Source organism: Agriterribacter sp. (genome assembly GCF_035444585.1).
Lineage (GTDB): Bacteria > Bacteroidota > Bacteroidia > Chitinophagales > Chitinophagaceae > Agriterribacter.
The window spans coordinates 1-5,519 of sequence record NZ_DAOMOZ010000277.1 but is presented as its reverse complement, the minus strand read 5'-3'; the positions used below and the strand labels follow the sequence as shown (position 1 = coordinate 5,519).

The 5,519-nt window shown below is 43.9% G+C and carries 5 protein-coding genes; 3 read left to right on the top strand and 2 right to left on the bottom strand.

The features are described from left to right. Window positions 1–546: 546 nt before the first annotated feature. Complete coding sequence (locus PLH26_RS19845) at window positions 547–1,920, top strand: Gfo/Idh/MocA family protein (protein ID WP_324587762.1); 1,374 nt, start codon at window positions 547–549, stop codon at window positions 1,918–1,920. A gap of 40 nt (window positions 1,921–1,960) precedes the next feature. On the opposite strand, the gene PLH26_RS19840 is transcribed toward PLH26_RS19845, so the two are convergent. Together PLH26_RS19840 and PLH26_RS19835 are read right to left on the bottom strand one after the other, a co-directional pair. After that, window positions 1,961–2,599: a hypothetical protein gene (locus PLH26_RS19840; RefSeq protein ID WP_324587761.1), complete on the bottom strand. Its 639-nt coding sequence runs from the start codon at window positions 2,597–2,599 to the stop codon at window positions 1,961–1,963. 377 nt (window positions 2,600–2,976) lie between these two features. Continuing rightward, the gene (locus tag PLH26_RS19835; RefSeq protein ID WP_324587760.1) at window positions 2,977–3,711 is read right to left on the bottom strand and encodes a class I SAM-dependent methyltransferase; all 735 of its coding nucleotides are present in this window, start codon (window positions 3,709–3,711) and stop codon (window positions 2,977–2,979) included. A 160-nt stretch (window positions 3,712–3,871) separates the two neighbouring features. Between PLH26_RS19835 and PLH26_RS19830 the strand changes: the two genes are divergently transcribed. Beyond that, window positions 3,872–4,669 (top strand): HipA family kinase, encoded by a 798-nt coding sequence (locus tag PLH26_RS19830; protein WP_324587759.1) that lies wholly within the window; start codon window positions 3,872–3,874, stop codon window positions 4,667–4,669. After that, window positions 4,647–5,030 (top strand): DUF3037 domain-containing protein, encoded by a 384-nt coding sequence (locus PLH26_RS19825; protein ID WP_324587758.1) that lies wholly within the window; start codon window positions 4,647–4,649, stop codon window positions 5,028–5,030. Before PLH26_RS19830 ends, PLH26_RS19825 begins: the two co-directional genes overlap by 23 nt. The last annotated feature ends 489 nt before the right edge of the window (window positions 5,031–5,519 follow it).

Below are 5,519 nucleotides of genomic sequence, written 5' to 3'. Positions count from 1 at the left end.
AAGGCTGGATGGTAGTGGAAGCCGAGCAGGATCCGGCCAAAGCTAACCCGTTAGAATATGCGCTGATAGCAAGACAGTATATAAGAAAAGTAACCGGATTGTAAAACCTCTCTCATTACAACCATTTAGCTATGCATGGCGTCTTCGCCACATATTTATATTGTCACCTCCGGGCGATAGGTTAAAATTGTATTACCGGGACAGAGTCCCGGAAGAACATAACAAATACGAAGTTGGAAACTTCGTACAGCTTTGGTAACCCATAAAGTCCGGCTCCAACAATTTATCAGGTGCTAATAGTTTTTTCCACTATAACTGTTCCGTGGGACTCAGTAGTCTCATGGGACATACAATGCTATGAGTCACCTGTGTTCCCGATTCATCCGGTATAAGCAGCTATTGCTTATTTTGGGTTTCGTCGGGGTCTCGCATACGCTCAATAGCAAGATTTCTCCCAACCGGGTAAACCCTCCGAAAAAAATAAATTACAAACAATAAAGCTTGCTATCTTTAAGCTATTGCATTATTACTTCTAATACTTGTTATATGAGCCAGCACAACTTTAACCGCCGCCAGTTTATCCGCGGTACATCCGCTGCCCTTGCCCTTGCTTCTCTTCAGGCCAATGGTATGGATTTTTTAGTGTCCCCTCCGGCGAAACCGCGGCGGGTAGCCCTCATCGGTACGGGGTGGTATGGCAAGAGCGACCTGTTCCGGCTGATACAGGTTGCGCCGGTTGAAGTGGTAGGATTGTGCGATCCGGATAAACATCAATTGGAGAAAGCGGCGGAAATGGTGGGTCAGCGACAGTCCAATAAAAAAAGACCGCCTACGTATGGCGATTACCGTAAGCTGCTGGCAGAGCAAAAACCTGAGATCGTACTGATCGGATCACCTGATCACTGGCATGCACTGCAGGCCATTGAGGCTATACAATCCGGTGCCCACGTGTATGTACAAAAGCCCATAAGTGTAGACGTTATGGAAGGCGAGGCTATGGTAGCCGCTGCACGCAAACACAACCGGGTTGTGCAGGTAGGCACCCAGCGCAAAAGCACACCGCATTTGATTGAGGCAAAGAAAAATATCATGGATGCCGGACTGCTGGGAAAAATAGCGCATGTAGAAATGTGCTGCTATTATCACATGCGCAATAACGGCAACCCACCCGTGCAGCCTGTGCCTGACTTTTTGGATTACGAAATGTGGACCGGCCCCGCTCCTATGCGACCATATGATGGATTACCCCATGTACGCTGGTGGCGCACTTTCATGGAATACGGTAACGGCATCATGGGCGATATGTGTATTCACATGTTCGACACCGTTAGGTGGATGATGAAATTAGGCTGGCCAAACCGTATCAGTTCTACAGGTGGCATATATATTGACAAAACCGGCAAAAGCAATATAGCAGATACGCAATCAGCCATTTTCGAATATCCTGAGCTTAACTGCGTGTGGCAGCACCGGAGCTGGGGAACGCCTGCCGACCCGGAGTATCCCTGGTCGTTTAAGCTGTACGGCGAAAAAGGAACACTGTGCGCCAGCACCATGCAATATGATTTTATACCACAGGGCAAGGGTGAAAAAATCCATAAGGATGTAGTATACGAAAAGGAAAAGTATCCCGAAGACCTTACAGAACCTGATATTGAACTGAATGCAGCGCCGGCTACACGATTGCACATGCTGGATTTTCTGAAAGCCATTGACAACAAAACCAGGCCTGTAGCCGACATTGAAGAAGGACATATCTCTACCGCAAGCTGCATTATCGCCAATCTTTCCATGAAGCTGGGCCGGCCGTTGGTTTACGACCCTGTAAAAAAGCTGATCGTTGGAGATGCAGAGGCTACAAAGCTGCTGCAAAGGCCATACCGCAAGCCGTGGGTACATCCCTCTGCCGCAAAAGTATAGCTGCAGCACAAAAATTATTGTCTTTACTCATTTTAAAAAATCAGCGTCTACGCTCAAAAGCCATGTCAACCTTTTCCTTTTTCGTGATATGATAAACCGTCTCGTCTTCTTCATAGGAAGAATCACATACTGAAGTAGTGGTTATTAATAATGAATTGTCAAACCGTTTTATATGACCACCCTGAGGTAAATTCATTGATGTTGTTTCATAGCCGTTAACATCAGGCAATTGCATGATGATCCCGTTGGGGAAGTAAACAGAATCTTCGCCTATACGCTGAAATATTTTCTGACACTGGTAGGCAGAATCCATATAACTGGTGAAAGATGTTTCTACGCTGTCTTCCTCATCGTCATCTCCCACATAAAATGAAAAATAAGCGGTTGTTATTACATCAAACCTGAGATCAGCGCCTTTTATACTGCCTTCTGTTATCGTTACATTCCCGTTGTTGTTGTAGGTAATATAATCGGCTGTTAATCTGTTTTTATATACAATGCTGTCAACATTATATGTTGTAATGGTTTCGGTTGAAACGGTGTTGGACATAAATATCCATTCACCGGTTATTTCGCGGTCGGGCTGAAAAGGATGGTCAATTTCCTTATTGCAGGAAAATAAAAGAAGCATGAACAGGAATGCATTACTTTTTAAAATGCAGCGTAAACCAAATCGCATATGAACGCAGTTTGTGATTCAATGTAAAAGCAATTATAGAGGATGGTTCCTGTTTGTGTGCCAAACCAGTATTCAAAAACTAAGCCAAAGCGGCTTTAAGCAATAGTGTGTATTATATATTAGTGTCAAAGCATATGCATTACCGCATTAAAATGATCCGGTTCGTTTACACTAACCGGTCGGGATCAACCTGCTTGCCGATAACGAAAGATAAGCTTCACATCATATACTTTCGCCAACTGCTGTATGCATTATAAGTATAAATACTTATGCAAGCGGGTAAAAAATCAATCCGCTTTCTTCTGTTGTTAAATATACGGATCTTTTAAAGAAAAGGTTTGGCAAATCATTAAAGTTATCTGTATAACCAATGCAATTTATTTTTTTTCATACAGCAGGAAATGCTGTATGGGCATGAAATCGCCTTTATAGTATAAGCTGAAACCATTAGCCGATAATTCTTTATTGAGCTGTGCAATAGTGGTTTTATGCAAAGGCTTAATGCGTACGGCAGGATCTTCACCGCGATATTCGATAAGTAAAAGCCTACCGTCTTTTTTTAATGCCTTTTTTATGGATTGCAGCATTTCATGCGGGTACTCCAGTTCGTGATATACATCTACCATAACGATAAGATCTGCCGAACGATCAGGCAGGTTAGGCGACATAGGACTTCCTTTTATTATTTCTACATTACGGTTACGCAAGACCGCCTTCCGCTCCTTAAGCGCTGCGATCATTTCGTCCTGAATCTCTACGGCATATACTTTGCCTTCCGGCACTTTTTCACTCAACTTAAAACTATAATATCCTGTGCCTGCGCCTATATCGGCAACTACTGCTGAAGGAGATAAATTCATTTTTGCAATAGCGAGTGCCGTATTTTCTTCCTGAGGGCGGCTTTCTCTGTCCAGCCATGCCGATCCTGCAGGGCCCATAACATGAGCTATCTCCCTGCCGAAGTAATATTTCCCTGTTCCGCCTGCAGAGGTATCACCGGAACTGTAAATACTATCCTTTGCCGGTTTTAATGCTGCCTGTTTCTGCTGCGACCTGCAACCTGTTGTAAAAAACAAACTGAAAACAGTTGATAACAACCATATTAATTTCATACACTGCAATTAGGGATAAAGTTCCGTATTGTAAATGAAATCAAAATATATTTTTGCAGTAATATATAGCTGACCTGAAAAGATAAAAAATGGCTAATTTTCAGTCTGGTCGTCTTTTATGATATTGATGAGAAAATAATGCACAAATGCGAAATTGCACATGAGCCATACATCACCACCTATAAGAACGGTTAATGTTACCCGTTATGTTACCCCTTTGCGGGAAGGAGGCTCCTTACCCGCCATTGCCGAAGCGGATGACGGCTTTTTATATGTGCTGAAGTTCCGTGGGGCAGGACAGGGCATTAAGGCGCTTATAGCCGAGCTGTTGGGCGGCGAAATCGCCCGTGCATTGGGATTGAAAGTTCCTGAAATTGTTTTTGCAAATGTTGATGAAGCTTTTGGCCGCACAGAACCCGACGAAGAGATACAGGACCTGCTGAAATTCAGCGAAGGACTTAACCTTGCCCTTCATTATCTTTCGGGAGCCATCGCGTTTGATCCGGCTGTTGCAAAAATTGATGCAACGCTTGCTTCCCGGATCGTTTGGTTAGACAGCCTCATAACAAATGTAGACCGCAGTTCCCGCAATACCAATATGCTGATGTGGTATAGGGAACTATGGCTTATTGACCACGGTGCCGCCCTTTATTTCCATCATTCATGGAACGATTGGGAGGAACAGGCAACCCGGCCGTTTATACAAGTTAAAGATCATGTATTACTGCCGTGGGCAAGTGAACTCGAAGCTGTAAATGAAACATTCCGCTCCATGCTGCCCCCCCACAGGATCCGCTCTATTGTTGAGCTCATCCCCGATGAATGGCTTACAACTGCATCGCCACCCGGATCTGCAGCCGGAAAGAAACAGGTATATACTCAATTTTTAACAACCCGGGTTCATCATTCAGAAATTTTTGTAAAAGAAGCGCAGCATGCAAGACTATCACTTATTTGAGTACGCCGTTATTCGCATTGTGCCCAGGGTGGAACGTGAAGAGTTCATGAATGTTGGTGTTATCCTGTACGCTTCCAAACAAAAATTTTTACAAAGCATGTTCCATTTGAACGAAGAGCGCCTGCGTGCCTTCTCCGCACAAACAGATATAGAAGAGGTAAAAGCGCATCTCCGCTCTTTTGAAAGGATTTGCATGGGCGCTGCCGATGGCGGTCCTATTGCCAGGCTGGATACGGCTTCCCGCTTTCGCTGGCTAACGGCAATAAGAAGCACTGTTATACAAAGCTCTAAAGTTCATCCCGGCTTCTGTTCTGATCCCAAAGAAGCGTTGGAAAAACTATTCAATCAATTGGTGTTGTAACATATGTCTCATACTGTGCTATCAGCGTTCAGCTTTCAGCGGGTAATACCAGGAACACCACCAATACTCCTTTTTTGCTCATGGCTGAAAGCCGTTTTCGGATTTCGGATCTAAGATTTAAGATTTGATACTTCCCTGGTTCTTGCTTTTTGTGATTTGGTTCTTCCCTTCGGATTTAGCGCTTAAGGCTTCGGATTTGAAATTTATTTGGTTCTTGTGATTTGGTTCTTATTATTTGTTCCCCGGTGCTTTGCGTTCAGATGCGGTGCTGACCCTCCTTCGTCGGGTGCCGACCGCATCTCCGGATTTTTTAAATTTATGGTTTTTAGTTTATCGTTGTATTTTTCGGATTTCGAGCTTCTCTCTTCGGATTTGAGCTTTGTTTGGTTCTTGTTTTTTGTGATTTGGTTCTTCCCCTCGGATTTAGCGCTTATGGCTTCGGATTTGAAATTTATTTGGTTCTTGTGATTTGGTTCTTATTATTTGTTC